The sequence below is a fragment of the Amycolatopsis sp. NPDC051716 genome (assembly GCF_040681595.1).
Lineage (GTDB): Bacteria > Actinomycetota > Actinomycetes > Mycobacteriales > Pseudonocardiaceae > Amycolatopsis.
Genome location: NZ_JBFAZA010000003.1, coordinates 105,627 through 125,474 on the forward strand (window position 1 = coordinate 105,627; position 19,848 = coordinate 125,474).

Sequence of the window (19,848 nt, forward strand, 5' to 3'; positions counted from 1 at the left end):
TATTTAGTTCGGTTCTCGCACTATTGCGGGCGGGGTCCCACGCTGTCAAGAATTGGCTGTATACCAGGGAATCTCGAAAGTTTCGGCGTGTCGGGGGCAGCGTGCTCCGGCCCCGATGATCGGCCGTGTCAGACTTCGCGGCGATGCTCACCCCAGCCGATCTCGCCGACCTGCTCGATTGTGAGCACCGCAGCGTCCTCCTCCAGGCGCTGGCCGCGGACCTGCCGGGAGCGCCGCGGCCCGCGCCCGCCGAACCGGACCCGCGGCGCGGGCACACGACGGCGATGCTCGCCGGATTCCGCGCCGGCGGGCGCGAGGTCGCCGAGATCGACGTCCAGGACACCGCGCTCGCCGCGAAGGCGACGGAGGAGGCGTTGCGGTCCGGGGTCCCGGTGCTCCACCGGGCCGTCTTCCTCGACGGCGAGTTCTCGGCGCAGGCGGACTTCCTCGTCCAGGACGGCGAAGGCCGCTACGAGGTCTACGACGCGACGCCGGTCCGGCAGGCGACGCCGGCCGCGGTGGTCCGGCTGACGGCCTGCGCCGACGCGATCACCCGAGCCGGCTGGCCCGCCGGGCCGCACCTGCACCTCCGGCTGACCGGCGGCGGCACCCGGACGCTGCGCGTCGAGGACTTCCGGCCGCTGGTGGACCGGCTGCGGACGCGGCTGGCCGGCCGCCCGCCGCGGCTGCCGGTGCCGCTGTGGGCCGACGAACGCCCGGCCTGCGCCGGCTGCGGCTTCGCCCGGCACTGCGCGTCGGCCAGGGAAGCCGACCGGGACCTCTCGCTCGTGGCCGGGATGCGCGGCGACCAGCGCCGCAAGCTGGTCGCCGCCGGGCTCGGGTCGATCGACGCACTGGCCGCGGCCGGCCCGGCCGACCGGCCGCGGGACCTGTCCGCGACGGCGTTCGCGACCCTGCGCGCCCAGGCCGCGCTGCAGGTCCGGCAGGACACCTCCGGCGAGGTCGCCTACGAGGTCGTCGACCCCGACGAGCTGGCCGCCCTGCCGGCCCCCGCCCCGGGCGACGTGTTCGTCGACCTGGCCGGCGACCCGCACGCCCTCGCCGGCGAGGGCCTCGAGTACCTGTTCGGCGCGGTCGGCGACCGGGAGTTCACGCCGTTCTGGGCGCACAGCCGCGCGCAGGAACGGCGGGCGTTCGAGGAATTCGTCGACTTCGCCGCGGCGCGCGTCGCCGAACACCCGGGCTCGCACGTCTACCACTACGCGCCGTACGAGGTCACCGCGATCAAGCGGCTCGCGGCGGTGCACGGCACCCGCGAGGAGACCGTCGACCACCTGCTGCGCAGCGGCGCGGTGGTCGACCTGCACGCGGTCGTGCGCAAGGCGCTGCGGGTGTCGCAGCGGTCGTACTCGATCCGCCACCTCGAGCCGCTCTACCAGCCCGGCGTCCGCGGGAAGACCGCCGTGTCCGACGTCGAGGCGTACGAGGAGTACCTGGCGCTGGCGCAGTCCGGCGAGCCGCAACGCGCCGAGGAGGTCCTGTGCCGCATCGGCGAGAACACCGAGGACGACTGCGTCTCCGCGCAGCGGCTGTTCGAGTTCCTGCACCGGGTCCGTGCCGAGGCGGGCATCGACGTCCCGGAGCCGGCCGAGGAATCCGCCGAAGACGCGCTGCTGCGCGCGGCCGAGGAGGACGTCGCCGCCGAGCGGCGCGCCGAACGGGCCGCCCAGCTGGCCGCGCTGGTCGACCCCCTGCTCGACGGGCTGCCGGACGACCCGGGCCGGTTCACCGCCGACGAGCGGGCCCGCGCCCTGCTGGCGGCGTCCGTCGGCTACCACCGCCGTGAGACGAACCCGGCGTGGTGGGAGTACTTCCGCCAGCTCGCCGCCCCGCTCGGCGACCTCGAGGTGGACACCGCCTGCGCCGTGCCGGTCTCGCTGGAAGCGGGGGAGTGGGTGCCCCCGGCCGGGCGGGCGCGCACCGCGAAGCGGACGCTGCTGCTCGCGTGCGACCCCGACCGGCCGCACCCGTTCGCCCCCGGCGACGACGTGCGGCTGCGCTACGGCGACACCGCCCGCGACGCGAAGGTCGTCGCCGCGTCCGCCGTCGAGCTGACGCTGGAGGAGAGCAGCCCGCCGGACGCGACCACGAACGACCGGCCGAGCGCGGTGCTGCCGGGCAGCCCGGTGCGGCCGTCACCCAAGGACGAGGCGGTCGCCGACCTCGCGCGGCTGGTCGTCGACACGCTCCCGGAGCTGCCGCGGCACCCCGGCGTCGACCTGCTCCGGCGCACTCCGCCGCGGCTGCGCGGCGGCGCGGCGCTGCCCGAGCCGGGGGAGGACCTGGTGACCACGGTGATCGAGGCGGTCGACGCGCTCGACGGCTCGGCGCTCGCCGTCCAGGGGCCGCCGGGGGCGGGCAAGACCTACCTCGCCGGCCGGCTCATCGCCCGGCTCGTGCGGGCGGGGCGGACCGTCGCGGTCACCTCGACCAGTCACAAGGCCGTGGAGAACGTGTTGAGCGCGGCCAAAAAGAGCGCGCCGGAGCTGCCGTGCGCCAAGCGCGCGAAGAAGACACCGGACCCGGCGGCGCCCTGGGACCAGCCGAAGAGCAACCCGGCGCTGGTGAAGTGGCGCGAAGAGCACGACACCGGGCACCTGGTCGGTGGGACGGCGTGGACGTTCGCCAACGCCGCGGTCCGCGAGGAGCCCTTCGACCTGCTGATCATCGACGAGGCCGGCCAGTTCGCCCTCGCCGACGCGCTCGCGGTGTCGATGTGCGCGAAGAACGTCCTGCTGCTCGGTGATCCGCAGCAGCTGCCCCAGGTGGTGCAGGGCACGCACCCGGCGGGCGCCGAGGCCTCGGCGCTGGGTCACCTGATCGGGGACGCCGACATCATGCCGCCGTCGCTCGGGTACTTCCTCGACGAGACGCGGCGCATGCACCCGGCCGTCTGCGAGCCGGTGTCGAACCTGTCCTACGCCGGCCGGCTGCACGCCCACCCCTCGGCCGCGGACCGCGCCTTGGCCGGCGTCGCGGCGGGGCTGTACCTGGCCGAGGTGGAACACCAGGGCAACACGACCCGCTCGGTGGCGGAAGCCGCCGAGGTGGTGCGGCTCGTGTCCGAAGTGCACGGTCGCATGTGGACCGACCACGGCCCGGCCCGGCCACTGGGCGACCACGACATCCTCGTCGTCGCGCCCTACAACCTCCAGGCCCGGACCGTGACCCGGGCGCTGGAGGAGGCCGGGTTCCCGGGGGTCCGGGTGGGCACGGTCGACCGCTTCCAGGGCCAGGAGGCACCGGTGGTGATCGCGACGATGACGTCGTCGGCGGCGGTCGACCTGCCGCGCGGCCTCGACTTCCTGTTGTCGCGCAACCGGTTGAACGTGGCGTTGTCGCGGGCGCAGGCGCTGGCCGTCCTGGTGTGTTCACCCCGGCTCGTCGAGGCGGACATCCGGACGGTGGACCAGCTGCGCCTGGTCGCGGGCATGATCGGCCTGATGACGGCGGCGCGGCCGTGGCCGGCCGGTCAGCTGGGTGGTTCGATTTCGCCGGCGTCTTCGTCGACGTCCTGAGAGCCGGGCTGCTTCCGCCGCCGGTCGGCTTCGGGGATTTCCACGTCGAGATCGAGTTCGGGGGTGCCGGGCGGGGCCGGCGCGTCGGGCGTCAGGGGGCGGTTCTCGGATTCGCTCATGGCAGGCGGTTACCCCGGCGGGCGGTGATCGAAGCCCGGTGCCCTCAGGCGGGGTTGCGGGGTGCGGCCGGGTCGTCGCCCGCGAGTTCGGCGGGGGCCAGGTCGTCCAGGGGCTCCCAGCGGAACACCCCGGCGCCTTGGGCGTAGGCCAGGTGCCCGCCGAGCGCGCCACCCACGCTCGTCACGGCCAGCCCCAGCGCGCTGAGGAGCCGCCCGTCGTGACCACCGCGGCGGGCCCGGTAGGACGCGCCGAACAGCGCCGTCGCCGCGGCGTTGGCGGCCGCGTGCACCAGGCCGACCCGGCGTTGCCGCACGTCCAGGCCCGAATAGTCGGCCAGGCCCGGCAGCATCGCCGCCGGGGCGGCCAGCAGGCCGATCGCGATCAGGCGGCGCGCCGCGTCCCGGCCGTCCGGGAGCACGTCGAACACCGCCGAGCACAGCCAGGCGCCGAGGGGAACCGTCACCGCGAGCGGGTGCAGCGGGTGACCAAGCCCCTGGCCGCGCAGCCGCCGCGCCACGCCGCCTTCGGCGAAGCCGGCCACCCACCGCTTGAGCGCGGTGGCCGGCGCGTCGAGCACCTGGGCGTCCTCGGCTCGCCGCAGCACCCGGTGCGCCCGCGCGGGCTTCGACCGGGCGTGACCGTCGCGCGAGGGATCCATACCGCTGTGGCTACCCCGCCGCACGCCGGTCAACCCTCAGCCGGTTGCGCGGTGCCGCCGGGACACCGCCGCGGTGAGCAGATCGCCCGGCCGGGGGAGCGCGGCGGCCAGCCGGGTGAACGCGCTGCCCCGGAGCACCTTGCCGGGGTGGCTGCCGTGGACCTGGCCCGGTTCGTCCACAGCGGAGTCGACGTTGTCGGTTCCGTTGTCCGGCAAGGTGTTGCGGAAGCTGCGCGAACCGACCCGGCGCAGCGAAAGCAGGGCGTCGGTCAACGCGGGGGAGAGCCGCTGCCCGAGGAAGAACCCGGCCGCGGCGCCGCCGACGGGGATTTCGCGGCGGGGGTGCGTCGAGGCGAACACGATGGTGTCGGCGACCGTCTCGGGCGCGTACACCGGCGGCGGTGGCTTCGGCAGCGCGCCGAGCTTGCTGCGCGCGTGTTCGAAGAACGGGGTGTCGATGGCGCCGGGGAGAACGGTGGTGACGGCGATCGGCGCGCCCTCCTGGGCGAGCTCGATGCGGAGGCAGTCGTAGAAGCCGCGCAGCGCGAACTTGCTGGCGGTGTAGGGCGCGTGCAGCGGCACCGCCCGCACGCCCTCGACCGAGGCCACACCGATCACGGACCCGCCGCCCGCGCGGCGCAAAGCGGGCAGCACCGCCCGCACGCCGTGGACGTGGCCCAGGAAGTTCACCCGCAGGACACGCTCGAACTCTTCGTCGGTGATGTCTTCGACGCGGCCGAACACCGAAACACCGGCGAGGTTCACCCAGGTGTCGATCCGCCCGAACTTCGCCTCGGCGGTGCTCACGAGCGCGCGCACGGCGTCCGGATCGGCGATGTCGGTGGGCACGGCCACGGCCGTCCCGCCCGCGCTCGCGATCTCCTCGACCAGCGTGCCGAGCGCCCGCGCGGTGCGCCCGGCGCACACGACCCGGGCTCCCCGGGCGGCGAAGGCGAGTGCCGTGGCGCGGCCGATCCCGCTCGACGCGCCCATGAGCACGGCCACCTGGTCGGCCACCGGTCGGGGCATGACGCCTCCTCGTGTTCGGGGTTGGAAGCACCGGGATACCGCCGCGGCCGGCGGACAAACGCGGGAGGGCCGCCGCCGGGTGGTGTTTCGCCGTCGCGTCAGCGGGAAGCCCGGGGAACATGACCGAACCCGACCAGAGCTACGACCCGCCGCAGGACACCGGCGCGCCCGACGCCGTCGAGACGGACCCGGCCGCCCTGAACAGCGCCGAGGACCTCGACGAGGACCGGATCCGCGCCGACCCGCTCGAGGAGGGCATGGATCCCCCGGAACACTGGTCGGGCGTGACGAAGTACGGGATGACCCCGTGGGAGCAGGCCCACCCGCGCGGACTGGGCGACCGCATCCGCGAGGAGATCCCGGACCCGGCGGCCGAGATCCATTCCGGCATCGACCCCGGCGCGGGCGCGCCGGAGGACCCGGACACGGGCGCGAAGCCGGAGCAGCCGATCCAGCTGGAACCGGTCGAGGGCGACGGCCCGCCGCTCGACCGGGAGGCGGACGAGGTGGCCGTGGACGCGGGTCCGGCCGTGGCCGCCGGCCCGGAGCAGGCGGCCTTGCACGTCGAAGAAGAACGCTGAGCCTGGTCGGCATCGCCGCCGTGCCGGCCGAGACCTCGTACCCTCGCCGTCGCGGAGCGGCAGGTTCGGACCAGCCGCCGAACGGGGGTGCCCCGCGCCGCCCGATCCTGATAACACTCTGCGCGTGACCATGGACACGATCGACCTGCACAGCATCAACCCGTGGGAGGTGTCCTTCCTGCGCGAGGAGGTCGGCGCCTACTTCACCCACGGCGTCGAACTCGCCCCCGGGGCGACCGTGCTCGACGTCGGCGCCAACGTCGGCGTCTTCTCCGCGGCCGTGTACGAGCGGCTGGACGGCGACGTGCGGATCTACGCGTTCGAGCCGCTCCCGCCGCTGCACGCGACGCTGGAGCGCAACGGCCGCGACTTCTTCGGCGGCCGGCTGACCGCGTTGCCCTACGGGCTGGCGGCCGCCGAGGAAGAGCTCGACTTCAGCTACTTCCCGGCGGCGACCATCTTCTCGTCGTCGTGGCGCGACGCCGCGAACGTCGAGGACGAGCGGCGGCGGGTCACGGCCAGCGTCGTCGAGATGATCCGCCGGGGCGGGCTGGGCGCCGGGCTCCGCCGGGTGCCCGCGCCGATCCTGCGGGGGGTCGTCGGGCGCAAGCTGAAGGTGATGCGGGAGCTCGAAACCCACCGGGTCCGGGTCCGGCCGTTGTCGGCGGTGCTCGACGAGCAGGGCATCGAGCGCGTCGACCTGCTGAAGGTCGACGTCGAAGGCGCCGAGCTCGACGTGCTGCGCGGGCTCGAAGACCGGCACTGGCCGCTGGTCCGGCAGGCCGTCGTCGAGGTCGAAGGGTGGCGGCGCCACCGCGACACCGTGCGCGAGGTCTTCGCCGCGCGCGGCTTCACGGTCGAGGCCGTGCAGGACCCGGTCCAGGAGGCCGCCGACATCGGGATGGTGTTCGCGGTCCGCTAACGGCGGTATTCGAGCCAGTCGAGGTTGATCGCGCCGGTGTCGCCCGGCGCGTAGGAGAGGCTCACCACCGGGTCCCGGCCGGTGAGCGGGACGTCGGCGAAGGTCGTGGTGCCCCAGGCGTCCCAGCTGTCGGAGACCTTCGGGAAGCCGACCTGGCGCACCGGCTGCCCGTCCACCGACAGGGTCATCGTCCGGGTGTCGTTGTCGGCGTTGGCGTACCGCACGGTGATCGCGGCGCGTTCCGGCGCCGTCGTGGTGCGGTGCACGGTGAAGGACGACGACGCGCCCTGCGCCCAGAGGCCGTCGAGGAACGCGCGGCCCGAATAGCCCGTGTGGTTCACGTTCGTCTTCACGCCGCCGGTGTTGCGGGCGTCCTCGGCCTCGAGGTGCGCCGGGTCGGGGCAGCCGCTCAGGGCGGCGGTGCCCGCGGTGTCCGCGCAGCGGTCCTGGGCGTCGGCCACGCCGTCGCCGTCCCGGTCGCCGGCGGGCGCCCCGGTGAGGGTGATGTCGATCGTGTGGTCGCCGGTGAGCGTGTCCGGGATCGTGGCCGTGGCGGCCCGCCCGTCGACCTGGAACGACCGGATCGCGGCACCCGCGCCGTGCAGGGCGATGGTGAGGTTCGCGCCGCGGTAGCGCAGGTGCCGGAGCGTGACGTCACCCCAGCCCGCCGGGAGGTGGGGCGCGAACGACAGCCCGCGGTCGGTGAACGTCAGCCCGAACAGGCCGGTGTGGACCATGTCGAGGAACGCGGTGGCCGACCACGTCTGGTCGGGTTCGGAACCCCAGTGGAACTTCACGGTGTCGCCCAGCCGCTGCCAGCCGCCGTCGACGACCCCGGTGGTCCCGTTGTGGATCTCCCAGAAGCCGCTGTTGTTGCCGGCCAGCTTGGCCAGGCGCGCGGTTTCCGCGGCGAACGCGTTCTGCTCGCCCTGCCCGGCCAGCGCTTTCGCCCACAGACCCAGCACGAGCGGCCAGACGATGGCGTTGTGGCGACCGGGTTGCGCGTCGCTGTAGCGCGCCCAGTTCGGGAAGGTGTCGGGCATGCCCCAGGGCAGCTCCCGGGCGTGCTCGACGATCGACCGCGCCTGCGCCGGGTTCGCGACGCCGAAGATCAGCGCGAACGCCAGCCCGGTGCCTTCCTGGAAGTCGCCGCGGGAGCCGTCGGCGAGGAGCTGGTAGTCGTACCGGCCGGTGGCGGGGTTCCAGAAGCGCTGGTTGATCGCGGCCCGCAGCGCGGCGGCCTTGTCCCGGTACCCGGCGACCTCCGCGGCCGGGCGCCCCAGCTTCCCGGCCATGTTCGCGGCGTTGACGTAGGCGGCGTAGTAGAGCTCGTTCGTGCTGAGGTACATCCCGCTCGCCACCCCGGGCCACGGCATGCTCCCGGTGCTGACCGACTCGGTCGCGTCGGCCGGCGGCGCGGGGTAGCCGGCGATGCCGTCGTTGAAGAAGGAGGCGCCGGTGAACAGGCCGTAGGTCGCGTTGAAGCCGGCCGTGGTGGCGTGTTCGCGGATCGTCAGGGTGGTCGTCGCCGTGCGGTAGGCGTTCTGGAGGAACTCCCGGTCGCCGGTGACGAGGTAGTGGTGCCAGGCGGACGTGACCCAGACCACCTGGTCCCACTGCTGGTCGTCCTGCTGCACGCGCAGGGCGCCGCCGGCGTCCTTGTCGACCACCGCCCACAGCGTGTTCTCCGCCAGGGCCGGGTCGAGCAGGCTGGTGGCGTTCCAGCTGTTGATCGACGCGTCGCGCGTCCACGGCTGGGCGTAGCCGCCGCCCGCGCGGACGATGCCGGTCGCCGGATCCAGCAGGCCGCTCCGGTCGTAGCGCGCGTCGTAGCCGATCGTGTTGGTGTGCAACAGGTTCTGCAGCGCGGCGGCGTAGGCGCTGCCGAACAGGGCTTGACTGTCCGGGTTGGCGAATTCGAGCGACGGCGGTGCCGCGCTCGCCGTCGCCGGGGTGGCACCGGCGAGGCTGCCGCACACGGTGACCAGGGCGAGAACCGCGTAACCGATCCGCTGCGGGAAGCCGTTCCTCATGCGCGTACCCCTTTCGGCGCCGGCCATTGCACCACGGGAACGGTGGTCTCTCTCCGGATGCGCCCGGATCCTGTCCGTTTCTGTCCACCACGAGGCGTCCGGCGTCGTGACCGCCGGTGACCGGCGAAAACGGGGTCTTGCGCCATCCAGGTGGCAGGGCCGGACACCGCCGTTGCATACTGCTGGAATGGCGCGCAGGAACCCGGAGACCGCACGGTGAGTCCCCGTGACGAGGCCCGACGCCCGAAATTCGGCCGGATCGACCCGTTTTGCCTGTTGGCGGTGTTGCCGGTCCTGCTCGTCGCCGGGATTCTCGGCGCACTGGTCCACATCGCGCTCGGCATCGGCTTCGCCGTGTTCGCGGGCTTGATCCTCTTGTTCGACTCCTGGGTCAACCGGCCCCGGCCGGTTCCCCAGTCGGACCGGCCGTCCCGTCCGGCCCGCCCGGCGGCTCCGCCGCCGCCCCGCGGACCCGCACGAGCACCGGCCAGGGCGCCGGCTCGCGCACCCCGCCCCCAGGACGGCCGCGGCCCGGCTCGTGCCCCGGTCCGGCGGGCGGGTCCGCCGCCCGCGGGACGCTGAAGGTCCGCTTGCTCTTGGGGCGCTGAAGGTCCGGTTGCCCGCTGGGCGGTGAAGGCCCGGTTGCCCGCCGGGCGGTGAAGGTCCGGCTGCCCGCGGAACGGTGAAGGCCCGGTTGCCCGCCGTGCGGTGAAGGCCTGGTTACCCGCCGTGCGTTAAGGACTCGGCTGCCCGCCATGCGCTGAAGGCCTGGCTGTCCGCGGAACAGTCAAAGCCCCGTTGCCTGCCGGGCGGTGAGCCTCGCACCGGCCGCGGACCGGCCGCGGAGGGCGGCAGGAATCCGTGCTCCGACGGGCCGAACCAGGTGTGCCGCAGGCAGGTGCACCGCCACCTGCCTGCGGCCTTCGCGGAATCCGCCGATTCGCTCCGCACCGAGGCAGTCGTCCTCCGGGCACACCCGCCTGCGCGGAGTCCGGCCTCTCCCTCAGCCGCCGACGTGGATGCCCGGGCGTCGGGCCGGGTCCTTCTCGCTGCTGCGGATGATCTCCCGGACGACCGGTGCCGTGTCGCCGCGACCCAGGAGCAGGTAGCGGAACAGGTGCCCGAGCGGGTTGCCCTCGGACCACTCGAAGTAGCAGCGGGGCCGGACACCCGTCACGTCGCGCAAGGTGAGCAGGATCGTGGCGATCGCGTTGGGCGCCGCGGGGCTGTTCGCGCGGAGGATCCGGTAGCCGGCGATCTCCACGCCGCGCACCTGGAGCACGTTGCTGAACTCCGACGGGTCCACGACGTCGATCTCGAGGAACAGGATGTCGGCGGCGCCGGGCACCGGGTTCATCCCGCGCTGTTCGGCTTCCTTCTCGGAGTACTCGGCCTCGTCGCCGCCCTGCCGCTTGTTGGCGACGATGTTCAGGCCGCCGTCGTGGGCCAGGGAATCGGCGATGAACCGGCGGGCCTCGTCGTCGAACTCGATGCGGTCGGCGCGCAGCTCCGTCGTCCGCGAAACCCGGGACACCAGCGAGACGACGATGATCCCGAGGATGAACAGGGCCGAAATGGCGATCCCGTCGGGCTTTTCGATGACGTTCTCGACGAGCGCGTACAGCAGGACGAGCGTCAGGACGACGAAGCCCACGGCCGCGCCGCGCTGACGCCGCCGGATCGCCGAGATGCTGACCGCGACCGCGCCGGAGACCATCATCGCCAGGATGCCGGTCGCGTAGGCGCCGGCCTGGGCGTTGACGTCCGCGCCGAACGCGATCGTGATGAGGATGCTGATCACCGTGTAGACGATGACGACCGGCCGGACCGCGCGGCCCCACTCCGGCGCCATGCCGTAGGACGGCAGGTACCGCGGGACGATGTTGATCAGCCCGGCCATCGCGGATGCACCGGCGAACCACAGGATCAGCACGCTGCTGAGGTCGTAGGCGGTCCCGAAGATCTCCCCGAGTTCACGGTGGGCGAGGTAGGCCATGGCGCGGCCGTTGGCCTCGCCGCCGTCCTTGAACGCGTCCGCGGGGATCAGCACCGTGGTGACGAAGCTGGTCGCGATCAGGAACACCGACATGATGAGCGCGGCCGCGGTCAGCAGCTTCCGCGTGTTGCGGATCCGGGACTCCAGCTTCTCCTCGGCGGTCTTCCCCTCGGCGGCGACCAGCGGCATCATGCTGACGCCCGTCTCGAACCCGGAGAGGCCCAGCACCAGCAGCGGGAACGCGAGGACGGCCGGGCCGATCACGCCGGTGAACCCGCCACCGCCCGCGGTCAGCGCGTCGGTCCAGCGGGAGAGAGCGGCGGAATCGCCGAGCAGGTCGATCACCCCGGCGACCGTCACCACGGCGTTGAGCACCAGGAAGACGGCGACGAGCGGGATGGCGACCCCGACCGCCTCGCTGAAGCCGAGCAGGAACACCCCACCGAGGATCAGCAGCAGCACGACGGTGATCAGCACCGCGTGGCCGTGCAGGAAGCCCGGCAGGTACGGGTTCTCCAGCATGTGCACGGTGGCGTCCGCCGAGGACAACGTGATCGTGATGATCCACGACGTGGCGACGAACCCGAGCAGGGTGAGGACGAACAGCTTGCCGCGCCAGAACGGCAGCAGGTTCTCCAGCATCGCGACCGAGCCCTGGCCGTGCGGGCTTTCCCGGGCCACCCGGCGGTACATCGGCAGCATCCCGAGCAGCGTCAGCGCGACGATCAGCAGGGTCGCCAGCGGCGAGAGCGCCCCGGCGGCGAGCGCGGCGATGCCGGGCAGGTAGGAGAGGGTGGAGAAGTAGTCGACGCCGGTGAGGCACATGACCTTCCACCAGGCCTGCGGCGTGCCGTGGTCCTCGCCGCCGGCGCGCCCGACGGGCGCGACCCGGTGCTCCAGCAGCCACCGCGCCACACGCGAGGAGGGCGCCTGCGGCGGCGCCGGGCTGTCGACGCTCGCCGGAATGGTCAAATCGGGTGAAGCACCCATATTGCCTCTCGTCCCCTCTGCCCCGGAAAACACCGGTCATCAGCATGCCCGACCCCGGAGTGCGGCCGCACAGGAGGTTCCACCCACCCGCTCCAGTCCTCTTCGGACCCCGCCGGCCGCCCGCTGCCGCGCCCCACCCCTCCGGCCGACCCTCCGGATACGCAACCCGACCCTCCAGGTACGCGAGTCGTCCCTCCAGTCACGCGAGTCGACTCTCCAGTCACGCGTGTCGACCCCCCAAGCACGCGAGTCGTCCGTCCAGGTGCGCGAGTCGTCCGTTCGGGTACGCGGGCCGACCCTCTGGGTACGCGGGTCGTCCGTCCAGGTACGCGAGCCGACCCTTCAGGCCTGCGGTGCTGCCGTGCCATGCGCGGCGCACGCGGCGCGGAGCCGACCGGCCGGCTCCACGCCGCCCGTTTCACCACCTGTGGCCCCGGGTAACCGGGGCGACATGCCCGGACGCGAAGACTTGCCCAGCACCCTGCTGCGGTCGCCGCGCAAGGCCCAGGACACGTGGGTCGCCGCGCACGACTCCGCGCTGACCACCTATGGCCCCGGCCGGCGGGCGCAGCAGACCGCCTACTCGGCCCTGAAGCACACCTTCGAGAAGGTCGGCGACCACTGGGAACCCAAGCCCGAACCGGGCCCGTCGGACGAGCAAGCCGCCGGGAGAACCGGGCAGCCCGAAAAGCCGACCCGCGGCGGCGTCAACGCCACCGCGAGCCGGCAGCACCTCTACGAGCGCGCCAAGCAGCTCGGCATCCCCGGGCGGTCGCGAATGTCCAAAGAGGAGCTCGTCACCGCGCTGGAGAAGGAGAACCGGCGCCGGACCGACCGGGCCCGGCGGTCCGGTTGACCCGTCCGGTGTGGACGGTCGACGGCCTGGATGGTCCGGCCGGTCAGAACTCGTCGGCGTCGGTGAGTTCGTGCTCGAAGGCGTCCGCGCGGGCGACGACCGCCTTGAGCGGGCGCTCGAACTCCTCCTGGATGCTCAGGTCCTCCAGAGGCACCGTGTGCTTGAGCAGCGCGACGCCGTCCACCACCGCCGCGCCGCCGACGGCCGAGCCGCCGGCCAGCTCGAGCAGCCGCCGGAGGTCGATCTTGTCGGCCCAGCCCACCGGGGAGGAGATCTCGATCCACGAGCCGCCGTCGAGCTCGGCGAGGTGGTGCACCGTCACCTGCTGGGACCGCTCCCGCGGGCCCTCCAGCCGGAACCGCAGCCAGCCCTCCGATTCCTCGAGGACCTCGTACCGCGTCCGGACAAAGTTGATCACGTCGATCCAGGTGGTCACCCGTTGCGCCTCCCGCCTTAGGCCTGCCTGCGCGGTCGAGCATCTCACGTCCGCCCCGGGGCCGGCACCGAGGACGCTCCACCCGGCTGGTGACCCGGCCGGATCGGTGACAGGATGCCGTTCATGCGCGCCCGCCGAGAAGTGCGCGACCGGCGGCCAGGGGAGCCGGTGACGCCGGATTTCCCGCTGCGGTTCCCCGTCGTCGCCCTGGTCACGTCGGCCGGCGGCCTCGAGGCGCTCACCCGGGTGCTCGCCCCGCTGCCCGCGGACTTCCCCGCGGCGGTGCTCGTCGCGCAGCACCTGGACCCGGCCCGGACGAGCCACCTCACCGCGATCCTCGCCGCACGCACCGCGCTGCGGGTCGGCGAGGCCGCGGACGGGGACAAGCTCGCCGCAGGGGCCGCGCTGGTCGTCCCGGCAGGGCGGCACCTGCTGGTCACGTCGGACGCCCGGATCGGGTTGCTGGACACCGGTGATCTGCCGCCGGCGAGGCCGTCGGCGGATCTGCTGCTGGCCACGCTCGCCGTCACCTGCGGGCCCCGGGCGCTGGCGGTCGTCCTGACCGGCAAGGGGACCGACGCCCAGACCGGGATCCGGGCGATCGCGCACTGCGGAGGCACGGTGTTCGCCCAGGACGAGGGGACGTCCGCGCACTTCGGCATGCCGGGCGCCGCGATCGGCACGGGGCTCGTCCACGCCGTGCTCCCGCTGTCCGGGATCGGCGCGGCCATCTTGGACCACGTCGCCCGGTACACCTGAGGCCCTCCGGCGGCCGGGCGGAGTTTAACACCGTGCGACGGGGGCTACTCGCCGTGGCAGACGGCCTCGGCTACCGTTGAGCCGAAGGTGAGGAGGTGGACGTCGTGCCGCCTTTCCGGCGTGACCTCGTGGTCGTCGGTGCCTCGGCCGGTGGGGTCGAAGCCCTGCGGGCGATGGTCTCCGGGCTGCCCGCCGACTTCCCGGCCGCGGTCGTGATCACCATGCACCTGGGCGCCGGAACCCACAGCGCGCTGGCCCGGATCCTCGATCGCGTGGGCCCGTTGCCGGCCACGACCGCCTGCCACGGTGCGGCCATCGAGCCGGGGACGGTGCAGGTCGCCCCTCCGGACCGCCACCTCCTCACCGAAGACGGAACGCTGGTCCTGACGCAGGGCCCGACGGAGAACGGGCACCGGCCGGCGGTCAACGCGACCTTCCGGTCGGCCGCGCTGACCCGCGGGCCGCGAGTCATCGGCGTCATCCTTTCGGGCGCACTGGACGACGGTGCCGCCGGGCTGCGGGCGATCGTGGACCGGGGCGGCCTGGCCGTGGTCCAGGACCCGGCCGACGCGCTGTACAGCGGCATGCCGGAAAACGCCCTGGCCGTCGTGGAGACCGACCATGTCGTGCGGGCCGTCGAGATCGGCGCCGTGCTCGACAAGCTGGTCCGGCTGCCGGTCGAGCCCGTCGAAGTGCCGTCGCCGTCGGCCGCCCTGCTGCTGGAGGACCGGATCGCCCGTGAGGCGGTGCGGCTCGGCGCGCTCACGGCCGCCGAACGGAGCGCCGGGTCGGGTTACACCTGCCCGGACTGCCAGGGTTCGCTCACCGAAGTCGACCCCGCGGGCCGCTACCGGTGCCGGATCGGGCACGCCTGGTCGGCTCCGGCCCTGCTCGAGGCCCACAGCGGGGAGTTCCAGCTCGCGCTGATGAAGGCGTTGCGCGCGCTGGACGAAAAGGCCGCACTCGTCCGGAAGCTGGCCGCGCAGACCGGCACCACGAAGCCGCGGGGGCTGGCGGAGCGTTACGCCGCCTCCGCCCGGGAAGCCACTGACGCCGCCGAGACACTCCGGCGGTTCCTGCTCGACGCGAACCGCGGGGCCGCGGCCGACCCGGCGTCGGGATGAACACCGCCCAGGTTCACCTCGCCATTGCCCGCCTTGACCGGGCGACCGTCGTCACGGTCACCGGCGACCTGAACCTCGTTTCGTACCCCTCCCTGCGTGACGGCTTGCTCAAGATCGCGACGGATGCCCCGGACGGCCTGGTGGCCGACATCAGCGGGCTGGTGATCGACGACTCGTCCCTGGTGAGCGTCTTCTCCCTGGTCGCCATGCGGATCGGCGACTGGCCGGGGATCCCGTTCACGATCGTGGCCGCCGCGCCCGTGCACCAGGTGCTGCTGGGCCGTCACGTGGTCGACCGCTACGTCCTGATCCGCGCCGACCTGGCGGCGGCGACCGCGGCACTGGACCAGCCGGTGCGCCGGCGGGCCGAACGCACCTTCGCGCGCTTCGACGGAGCATCGGCTCGCGCCCGGGACTTCGTCACCGGCAAGCTGGCCGAGTGGGAGGTGCCCGAGCTCGCCGAAGACGCCCGCTACGTCGCCACCGAGCTGGTCGAGAACGTGCTGAAGCACACCACTTCCGAGCCACGGCTGCGGCTGGACCTGCGTCGTGGCGTGTGCACGGTGGCCGTGGCCGACCAGGACACGCGCCCGGCCATGCTGCTCGAACGGCTGTCCCCGTTCGCGCCCGGCCTGGGGCTGAAGCTGGTCGCGCAGATCGCCCGGGTGTGGGGCTGCAGCCGGTCGTGGGCGGGCGGGAAGGTCGTCTGGGCCGTTCTCGTGCACCGTCCCCGCACGGTCGGTCACCGTTCCTCCGAGTAGCGTGTCGGACCGTGACCCAGCCCAAGGAACCCCACGGCGAATTCGAGTCGGTGCTGGCCTACTTGAAGGAGTCGCGGGGTTTCGACTTCACCGGGTACAAGCGGAGCAGCCTGATGCGGCGGGTCCGCCGCCGGATGAGCCAGGTCGAGACCGACAGCTACGCGGACTACATCGACCAGCTGCAGGTCAACGCCGATGAGTTCGTCGCGCTGTTCAACACCATCCTGATCAACGTGACGGGCTTCTTCCGCGATCCGGACGCGTGGGAGTACCTCCGGGAAGAGGTGCTTCCCGCGCTGCTCGCCGAGCGCACCCCGGAGGAGCCGATCCGGGTGTGGAGCGCCGGCTGCGCGGCCGGGCAGGAGGCCTACAGCCTGGCGATGCTGCTCGCCGACGCGCTCGGCGTCGAGGCGTTCCGCCAGCGGGTGAAGATCTACGCCACCGACGTCGACGACGAGGCGCTGGCGCAGGCCCGCCACGCCGCCTACACCCCGGCGGAGGTCGAAGGGCTCACCGAGGCGCAGCTGGAGAAGTACTTCGAGCTGGTGGGCAGCCGGTACTGCTTCCGCAAGGACCTGCGCCGGTCGATCATCTTCGGGCGCAACGACCTGGTGCAGGACGCGCCGATCTCCCGGATCGACCTGCTCGCCTGCCGCAACACGTTGATGTACTTCAACGCCGAGACGCAGACCAAGATCCTCGAGCGGTTCCACTTCGCCCTCGCGCCCCGCGGGGTGCTGTTCCTCGGCAAGGCCGAGATGCTGCTGTCGCACGCCCGGATCTTCGAGCCGCTGGACCTCAAGCGCCGGGTCTTCCGCAAGGCGGTGAACGGGCCCGTCAGCTTCGCCCACTTCGTTTCCCACGGCTTCCCGCAGCGGCGCACGCAGGACATCTCCGGGCTGGAAGAACTGCGTGAGCACGCGTTTTCGGCGAGCCCGGTCGCCCAGATCGTGGTCACCGAAGGGGAGACGACGGCCCTGATCAACTCCCCGGCGGAGGTGGCGTTCGGATTGTCCGAACGCGACATCGGCCGGCCGCTGCGCGACCTGGACGTCTCCTACCGGCCGGTGGCGCTGCGCGCGTACGTCGAGCAGGCCCGCCTGGAACGCCGGTCGCTGCGGATCAAGGACGTCGAGTGGCGCCGGGCCGGCGAGACCGTCTGGTACGAGGTGCACGTCAACCCGCTGGTGAACAAGGACAAGACGCTGCTCGGCGTCTCGGTGGTGTTCCACGACGTGAGCTGGGCGCGCCAGCTGCTCACCGAGCTCGAGCACACGAACCGGCAGCTGGAGTCCGCCTACGAGGAACTCCAGTCGACCAACGAGGAACTCGAGACCACCAACGAGGAACTCCAGTCCACTGTGGAGGAACTGGAGACGACCAACGAGGAGCTCCAGTCCACCAACGAGGAACTGGAGACGATGAACGAGGAGCTGCAGTCCACCAACGACGAGCTGCAGACGATCAACGACGCGCTGCGTGAGCGCAGCCTCGACCTCGACGAGGTGAACGAGTTCCTCGAGTCGGTGCTCACCTCGATCCACGCCGGGATCATCGTGATCGACTCCGAGATGCGGATCAAGGCGTGGAACCGCGGTGCCGAGGACCTGTGGGGGGTGCGGCGGGAAGAAGCCGAAGGCACCCACCTGCTGAACCTGGACATCGGCCTGCCGGTCGGAGACCTGCGCCCCGTGGTGCGCGAGGCGCTGGCCGACGCCGGGTACTACGCCGAGCAGATGTTCGAAGCGGTCAACCGGCGCGGCCGGACCACGGTCGTCCGGCTGCTCTGCGGTGCCCTGCGCAGCTCGAACGGCGAAAGCCACGGCGCGCTGCTGATGATGGAAGAGACGAAGGCCGGCCAAGCCGAGTGAACCCGCCGGGGGATTGCGGCATCGGCGCGCGGCTGTTATCCGTTGATCCATGGGGTTGACCAACGTGTGGATCGCGACACTCAGTGACGGCCTGCTGCGCGCCGACCAGGTCGTCGGCCTGACGGCCCACGCGACACCGGCGCTGACCGGGAAACCGCCGCGCTGGCTGCTCGACGTGACCCTCCGGGTGCCGGCGGGCAGCGGCCGCGCGGACGGCTGGGACGTCGGCATCCTCCACCGCACGCTGATCCAGACGCCGGCGGAACCCGTCGGGGCGCCGGAAGCGCTGGCCCGCCTCCTGGCCCGGCTGGACCGCGAGGACGCGGCCGGCCTGATCGCCGCCGTGCCCGCCAGCGGAGCCAAGGCCGGGCCGGCGAGCGCGGTGCGCTTCGCCTTCTGCCCCTTCGAGGACGGCGACGAGGGCTCCGGCGCCTGACGCGGCCGCCGGAGCCCCGCGGCGCTACTTGGTCAGCGCGGCGATCCGGGCGAGGACCTCGTCCTGACCCAGCGCCTGCGTGATCGCGTGCAGGTCGGGGCTGCGCGTCGACCCGGTGAGGGCGATGCGGATGATCTGCGAGGCCTCGCGGATGGAACCGGGGAAGCCCTCGGGGTTCTTCTTGAACTCCTTGGCGTTGCGGGCGAAGCCGTGCTTGGCCGCGACCGCGCGGATCTGGTCGAACCACTCCTGGCCGTCTTCGAGCTGGCGGTAGTCGGCGGCGAAGTCACGGGCCACGGCCTGCACGACCGCGCGATCGACGCCCAGCGCCGCGATGCGCTCGTCGTCGGGCCCGGTGACGGCCGCGTGCAGCTGCGGGAAGAAGAAGCCGTAGACCGCGCGGAACTCGCTCCACTTCTTCAGGTCCTTGCGCGGGTTCTCGGCGCCCTCGCGCTCCACGGCCAGCGCACGCAGGGCGAGGTCGGCTTCCTCGTCGAGGACCCGGCGCAGCTCGGGGTCGAACCGCTCGGCCCAGTCGCGGACGGCGTCGAGGATCTCGGCGCCGGAGAGGGTGGCGATGTGGTCCGCGGCGATGTCGTCGAGCTTGACCAGGTCCACCAGCGGGCCGGCGACCCCGCACTCGTCGAGGTTGATCGGCTCGGTGAGGGCCTGCTCCAGCGGCATCTCCGCGAGCCGGCCGTTGGCGAGGCCGCGCAGGTAGTACAGGACCGCCTCGGCGGGGTAGCCGGCCTCGATGAAGAAGTCGACGGACGCTTCCGGGTCCTTGCGCTTGGACAGCTTGCGCTTGCTGCCGCCCTCCTGCTTCATCAGCGGCGCGATGTGCGCGTAGGTGATCGGCTCGAAGCCGAGCGCGTCGAACAGCTGCTGGTGCACCGGGACCGACGAGATCCACTCGTCGCCGCGGATCACCAGGTTCACCCGCATGAGGTGGTCGTCGACGGCGTGCGCGAAGTGGTAGGTCGGCAGCCGGGGGCTCTGGTCGGAGCTCTTGAGGATGACGACGTCGTTGCGGTTGGCCTCGGCTTCCAGCGGCCCGCGGATCGCGTCGGTGAAGCGGGCGCGGGCGCCCGTGTCGTCCGGGGCGCGGAACCGCACGACGTACGGGGCGCCGGCGTCGAGCTTGGCCTGGACGTCGGCCGGGTCGGCGTCGCGCCAGATGGCCCAGCTGCCGTAGTAGCCGGTCGGCAGCTTGGTGGCCTGCTGCCGCTGGGTGATGGCGGCCAGCTCTTCCTTGGTGGCGAAGTCGAGGTACGCCTTGCCCTGGCGGAGCAGGTCGCGGACGTAGGTGAGGTAGATGCGCTCCCGGGCCGACTGCTGGTAGGGGCCGTAGTCCCCGCCGCGGTCGATGTCTTCGTCGGCGCCGAGGCGGAAGTAGCGGAAGCCGCGTTCGAACTGCTCGAGGGCGCCTTCGACCTCGCGGGACTGGTCGGTGTCCTCGATCCGGACGAGGTAGCGGCCGCCGGAGCGGCGGGCAACGTCCTGGTCGATGGTGGCGATGTAGATGCCGCCGACGTGCACGAACCCGGTCGGCGACGGGCCCAGGCGCGTGACCAGCGCGCCTTCGGGGAGGTCGCGTGCGGGGTACTGCTGCTCCCAGTGCTCGGGTTCGGGCAGGTCGGCAGGGAAGAGTGCGTCGATGACCGCTCGGTCCAGCATGGGTTGTTCTCCCGCGTCGTGGTGCGCTTGCCTCGGCGAAAATGGTCGTTTTCGCCGACG

16 protein-coding genes are annotated in these 19,848 nt (G+C 72.7%); 9 read left to right on the plus strand and 7 right to left on the minus strand.

The annotated features are described in order from the left end of the window. Positions 1-143 precede the first annotated feature (143 nt). Positions 144-3,539, plus strand: coding sequence for a TM0106 family RecB-like putative nuclease (locus tag AB0M30_RS04715; protein WP_364580486.1), 3,396 nt, complete (start codon positions 144-146; stop codon positions 3,537-3,539). Here the strand turns inward: AB0M30_RS04715 and AB0M30_RS04720 are convergent. From AB0M30_RS04720 to AB0M30_RS04730, 3 genes are read right to left on the minus strand one after another with little or no spacing between them, the layout of a single operon-like run. Continuing rightward, positions 3,494-3,658 carry a hypothetical protein gene (locus tag AB0M30_RS04720; protein WP_158264138.1) on the minus strand — a complete coding sequence of 55 codons (165 nt, stop codon included), beginning with the start codon at positions 3,656-3,658 and terminating at the stop codon, positions 3,494-3,496. The genes AB0M30_RS04715 and AB0M30_RS04720 overlap by 46 nt on opposite strands. Positions 3,659-3,702: 44 nt before the next feature. Then, positions 3,703-4,317 carry a DUF2231 domain-containing protein gene (locus AB0M30_RS04725; RefSeq protein ID WP_364579842.1) on the minus strand — a complete coding sequence of 205 codons (615 nt, stop codon included), beginning with the start codon at positions 4,315-4,317 and terminating at the stop codon, positions 3,703-3,705. Between the two features lie 36 nt (positions 4,318-4,353). Further along, positions 4,354-5,346: an SDR family oxidoreductase gene (locus tag AB0M30_RS04730; RefSeq protein ID WP_364579844.1), complete on the minus strand. Its 993-nt coding sequence runs from the start codon at positions 5,344-5,346 to the stop codon at positions 4,354-4,356. Between the two features lie 119 nt (positions 5,347-5,465). Here AB0M30_RS04730 and AB0M30_RS04735 point away from each other — a divergent pair, with 119 nt between their 5' ends. Both AB0M30_RS04735 and AB0M30_RS04740 read left to right on the plus strand, forming a co-directional pair. Next, the gene (locus AB0M30_RS04735; RefSeq protein WP_364579847.1) at positions 5,466-5,927 is read left to right on the plus strand and encodes a hypothetical protein; all 462 of its coding nucleotides are present in this window, start codon (positions 5,466-5,468) and stop codon (positions 5,925-5,927) included. Between the two features lie 130 nt (positions 5,928-6,057). Continuing rightward, positions 6,058-6,849: an FkbM family methyltransferase gene (locus tag AB0M30_RS04740; protein ID WP_364580489.1), complete on the plus strand. Its 792-nt coding sequence runs from the start codon at positions 6,058-6,060 to the stop codon at positions 6,847-6,849. Here AB0M30_RS04740 and AB0M30_RS04745 read toward each other — a convergent pair. Both AB0M30_RS04745 and AB0M30_RS04750 read right to left on the minus strand, forming a co-directional pair. Continuing rightward, entirely contained in the window at positions 6,846-8,882 is a 2,037-nt protein-coding gene (locus tag AB0M30_RS04745) for a glycosyl hydrolase family 65 protein (protein ID WP_364579850.1), read from the minus strand. The two genes, AB0M30_RS04740 and AB0M30_RS04745, sit on opposite strands and share 4 nt — an antisense overlap. Positions 8,883-9,885: 1,003 nt before the next feature. After that, positions 9,886-11,868 (minus strand): amino acid transporter, encoded by a 1,983-nt coding sequence (locus AB0M30_RS04750; protein ID WP_364579853.1) that lies wholly within the window; start codon positions 11,866-11,868, stop codon positions 9,886-9,888. Between the two features lie 451 nt (positions 11,869-12,319). Between AB0M30_RS04750 and AB0M30_RS04755 the strand changes: the two genes are divergently transcribed. Beyond that, complete coding sequence (locus AB0M30_RS04755) at positions 12,320-12,724, plus strand: ChaB family protein (protein WP_364579856.1); 405 nt, start codon at positions 12,320-12,322, stop codon at positions 12,722-12,724. A gap of 43 nt (positions 12,725-12,767) precedes the next feature. Here the strand turns inward: AB0M30_RS04755 and AB0M30_RS04760 are convergent, their stop codons facing one another. Then, positions 12,768-13,160, minus strand: coding sequence for a hypothetical protein (locus tag AB0M30_RS04760; RefSeq protein ID WP_103339408.1), 393 nt, complete (start codon positions 13,158-13,160; stop codon positions 12,768-12,770). Between the two features lie 123 nt (positions 13,161-13,283). Here AB0M30_RS04760 and AB0M30_RS04765 point away from each other — a divergent pair, with 123 nt between their 5' ends. From AB0M30_RS04765 to AB0M30_RS04785, 5 genes are all read left to right on the plus strand, one after another. Beyond that, complete coding sequence (locus AB0M30_RS04765; RefSeq protein ID WP_364579859.1) at positions 13,284-13,919, plus strand: chemotaxis protein CheB; 636 nt, start codon at positions 13,284-13,286, stop codon at positions 13,917-13,919. A gap of 95 nt (positions 13,920-14,014) precedes the next feature. Continuing rightward, on the plus strand, positions 14,015-15,043 hold the full coding sequence (locus AB0M30_RS04770) for a chemotaxis protein CheB (RefSeq protein ID WP_364579862.1): 1,029 nt from the start codon (positions 14,015-14,017) through the stop codon (positions 15,041-15,043). Next, positions 15,040-15,804: an ATP-binding protein gene (locus tag AB0M30_RS04775; RefSeq protein WP_364579864.1), complete on the plus strand. Its 765-nt coding sequence runs from the start codon at positions 15,040-15,042 to the stop codon at positions 15,802-15,804. Before AB0M30_RS04770 ends, AB0M30_RS04775 begins: the two co-directional genes overlap by 4 nt. Before the next feature lie 11 nt (positions 15,805-15,815). After that, positions 15,816-17,675, plus strand: a complete 1,860-nt coding sequence (locus tag AB0M30_RS04780) for a CheR family methyltransferase (protein WP_364579867.1) — start codon at positions 15,816-15,818, stop codon at positions 17,673-17,675. A 49-nt stretch (positions 17,676-17,724) separates the two neighbouring features. Beyond that, positions 17,725-18,111: a hypothetical protein gene (locus tag AB0M30_RS04785; RefSeq protein WP_364579870.1), complete on the plus strand. Its 387-nt coding sequence runs from the start codon at positions 17,725-17,727 to the stop codon at positions 18,109-18,111. Positions 18,112-18,135: 24 nt separating this feature from the next. Here the strand turns inward: AB0M30_RS04785 and AB0M30_RS04790 are convergent, their stop codons facing one another. Beyond that, positions 18,136-19,788, minus strand: a complete 1,653-nt coding sequence (locus AB0M30_RS04790; RefSeq protein ID WP_364579873.1) for a glutamate--tRNA ligase family protein — start codon at positions 19,786-19,788, stop codon at positions 18,136-18,138. Positions 19,789-19,848: the final 60 nt, after the last annotated feature.

Excerpts from the sequence above, each read along its gene's own strand:
- AB0M30_RS04745 (WP_364579850.1), bottom strand. The coding sequence starts at position 8,882 with ATGAGGAACGGCTTCCCGCAGCGGATCGGTTACGCGGTTCTCGCCCTG.
- AB0M30_RS04785 (WP_364579870.1), top strand. The coding sequence starts at position 17,725 with ATGGGGTTGACCAACGTGTGGATCGCGACACTCAGTGACGGCCTGCTG.
- AB0M30_RS04735 (WP_364579847.1), top strand. The coding sequence starts at position 5,466 with ATGACCGAACCCGACCAGAGCTACGACCCGCCGCAGGACACCGGCGCG.
- AB0M30_RS04765 (WP_364579859.1), top strand. The coding sequence starts at position 13,284 with ATGCGCGCCCGCCGAGAAGTGCGCGACCGGCGGCCAGGGGAGCCGGTG.
- AB0M30_RS04725 (WP_364579842.1), bottom strand. The coding sequence starts at position 4,317 with ATGGATCCCTCGCGCGACGGTCACGCCCGGTCGAAGCCCGCGCGGGCG.
- AB0M30_RS04715 (WP_364580486.1), top strand. The coding sequence starts at position 144 with ATGCTCACCCCAGCCGATCTCGCCGACCTGCTCGATTGTGAGCACCGC.
- AB0M30_RS04775 (WP_364579864.1), top strand. The coding sequence starts at position 15,040 with ATGAACACCGCCCAGGTTCACCTCGCCATTGCCCGCCTTGACCGGGCG.
- AB0M30_RS04720 (WP_158264138.1), bottom strand. The coding sequence starts at position 3,658 with ATGAGCGAATCCGAGAACCGCCCCCTGACGCCCGACGCGCCGGCCCCG.
- AB0M30_RS04740 (WP_364580489.1), top strand. The coding sequence starts at position 6,058 with ATGGACACGATCGACCTGCACAGCATCAACCCGTGGGAGGTGTCCTTC.
- AB0M30_RS04730 (WP_364579844.1), bottom strand. The coding sequence starts at position 5,346 with ATGCCCCGACCGGTGGCCGACCAGGTGGCCGTGCTCATGGGCGCGTCG.
- AB0M30_RS04750 (WP_364579853.1), bottom strand. The coding sequence starts at position 11,868 with ATGGGTGCTTCACCCGATTTGACCATTCCGGCGAGCGTCGACAGCCCG.
- AB0M30_RS04790 (WP_364579873.1), bottom strand. The coding sequence starts at position 19,788 with ATGCTGGACCGAGCGGTCATCGACGCACTCTTCCCTGCCGACCTGCCC.
- AB0M30_RS04755 (WP_364579856.1), top strand. The coding sequence starts at position 12,320 with ATGCCCGGACGCGAAGACTTGCCCAGCACCCTGCTGCGGTCGCCGCGC.